This window comes from Methylocapsa aurea (assembly GCF_000746085.1).
Classification (GTDB): domain Bacteria; phylum Pseudomonadota; class Alphaproteobacteria; order Rhizobiales; family Beijerinckiaceae; genus Methylocapsa; species Methylocapsa aurea.
Genome location: NZ_JQKO01000034.1, coordinates 1 through 2491 on the forward strand (window position 1 = coordinate 1; position 2491 = coordinate 2491).

The 2491-nt window shown below is 67.4% G+C and carries 1 protein-coding gene; it reads left to right on the forward strand.

What is annotated here, in order from left to right:
• A partial coding sequence (locus DL86_RS15090) for a condensation domain-containing protein (protein WP_036263202.1) occupies window positions 1-2491 on the forward strand: 2491 nt, incomplete at both ends.

Below are 2491 nucleotides of genomic sequence, written 5' to 3' on the forward strand. Positions count from 1 at the left end.
GCACTCCCGCGGAGGCGATCCTCGCCGCGATCTTCGCCGAGGCATTGGGCCTCGAGCGAGTGGGGATCCACGGCAATTTCTTCGCCCTCGGGGGCGATTCGATCTTGAGCATCCAGGTCGTGAGCCGGGCGCGCCGGAACGGGGTGATGATTACGCCGCATCTGGTTTTCCAGCATCAGACCATCGCCGCGTTGGCCGCAGCGGCGGAGCGGCAAGGCGAGGCGACGGGGAAAGCAGAGACGGCGGAGCAGGGGGCGATCAGCGGGGAGGTTGCGCTGACGCCGATCCAGCGCTGGTTTTTCGAGCTTCGTCCGCCAAATCCGCACCATTGGAACCAATCGGTTCTGCTTGCGCCGCGGCATGCGCTTGACCCCGGAATTCTCGAGCAGGCGCTTTGGCATGTGATTGGGCATCACGACGCCTCGCGGCTGCGCTTTGTCGAGACGAAGGAAGGGTGGCGCCAGCACCATATCGCCGCGGGGCCTCATGTAAGTCAGCCGGGCGGCGAGCTGCTGCGCCGGGTGGATCTGCGATCGGTCCCGGCGGCGGCGCGGGAGGAGGCATTGGCGGCGGCGGCAAGCGCGCTCCAAGCCAGCCTTCATATCACTGCAGGCCCTTTGCTGCGGGCGGCGTGGTTTGATCTAGGAGGATCGCAGCGTCTGCTCATCGTGGCGCATCATCTGGCGGTGGATGGGGTCTCCTGGCGGGTGCTGCTGGAGGATGTCGAGAGCGCCTGTCGCCAGCTCGCGGCGGACCCCGGCCGGCCTCCGAGCTTGCCGCCCAAGACGACTTCGTTCAAGCGGTGGGCGGAACGGCTTTGGGACTATGCGGGCGCGCGCCTCGGGCCGGAGGAGGCCGCCTATTGGAGCGATCCGGCCCGGCTGGAGGCGCCGCCCTTGCCGGTCGATGACGCCGGCGGTTCGAATGCCGTGGCGCTGACGCAGGTCGCGGTCGGCGCGCTGGATGTTGCGGAAACGATTGGGCTGCTGCGGGACGCTCCGGCCGCTTATCGGACCGAGATCAACGACATTCTATTGACGGCCTTGGTTCTGGCGCTCCGAGCCTGGAGCGGCAGCGCGACGGCGCTGGTCAATCTCGAGGGCCATGGCCGCGAGGAGCTTTTTCCAGATGTCGATCTGTCGCGCACCGTCGGCTGGTTCACGAGCCTGTTTCCGGTGCTCCTGCGGGTTCGCCCCGAGGCGTCGGCGGGTGAGGCGCTGAAGGGCGTGAAGGAGCAACTGCGGGCGATACCTGGCAAGGGCATCGGCTATGGTCTGCTGCGCTATGGCGATCCCGAAAGCCCGATCGCCGCCCGGCTGCGGGCGCAGCAAGCGCCGATCAGCTTCAACTATCTAGGGCAATTCGACCAGAGCCTGCCGGAGGGGGCGCTGTTTTCAGCCGCGGGCGAAAGCGCGGGGCAGGAGCAGGACGGGCGCGGGATGCGCGCGCATGATCTTGATTTTTCCGGCATTGTGCTGGCCGGCCGGCTGCAGCTGACCTTGAATTATAGCGGCGCGCGCTACCGGAGAGCGAGCGCGGAAAGGCTGATGGCGGCCTATTTGGAGGCGCTGCGCGGCTTGATCGCGCATTGCCTATCGCCTGAGGAGGGTGGCTATGCGCCCTCGGATTTTCCGCTGGCCCGGCTCAGCCAGGAGCGGCTCGACGCCGCGCTTGGCGGCCAGCGGGGAATTGAGGACCTCTATCCTTTGACGCCGCTGCAGCAGGGCATCCTGTTCCACGCGCTTTATGCGCCGGGATCTGGCGTCTATGTCGAGCAGTTGGGCTGCGCGCTGCGGGGGGCGCTCGAGCCGGCCGCCTTTGCAGCGGCGTGGCGGCGGGTCGCTGCGGCGCATCCAATCTTGCGCAGCTCTTTCCTATGGGAAGGGCTCGAAGCGCCGTTGCAGGCGGTCCATGCAAAGGCGGAGCCCCCGCTCATCGAGGAGGACTGGCGCGGCCTGACCGAGGCCGAGCAGGCTCGGCGCTGGGAGGCCTATCGGGAGGCTGACCGGCGGGCGGGGTTCGACTTTGCCGCGCCGCCGCTGATGCGGCTCGCCTTGATGCGCTGCGGCGAGGACAAATGGTTGTTCCTGTGGAGCCATCATCACATTCTGCTCGATGGCTGGAGCGTCGCGCTGGTTCTGGGGCAAGTTTTTTCCGCCTATCAGTCCTTGCGCCAGGGCAAGGCCTCGCTGCGTCCCGCTCCGCGTCCCTATCGGGATTACCTGATCTGGTTGGCGAACCAGGACCGGCAGGCGGCGGAGGCCTATTGGCGTGGGACGCTAGCGGGATTTGCGACGCCGACGTCGCTAGGCGCGGCGGCGCCAGCGGAGCGTCCCGACCCGGTCTATGCCGAGCAGACGCGCGTCCTGCCGTCAGCGCTGACGGCGGCCATGGAGGCTTTCGCCCGCCAGCATCAGCTTACCGTGAACACCTTGGCGCAAGGCGCGTGGGCCCTTCTTCTCAGCCGGATCAGCGGAGAACAGGACATCCT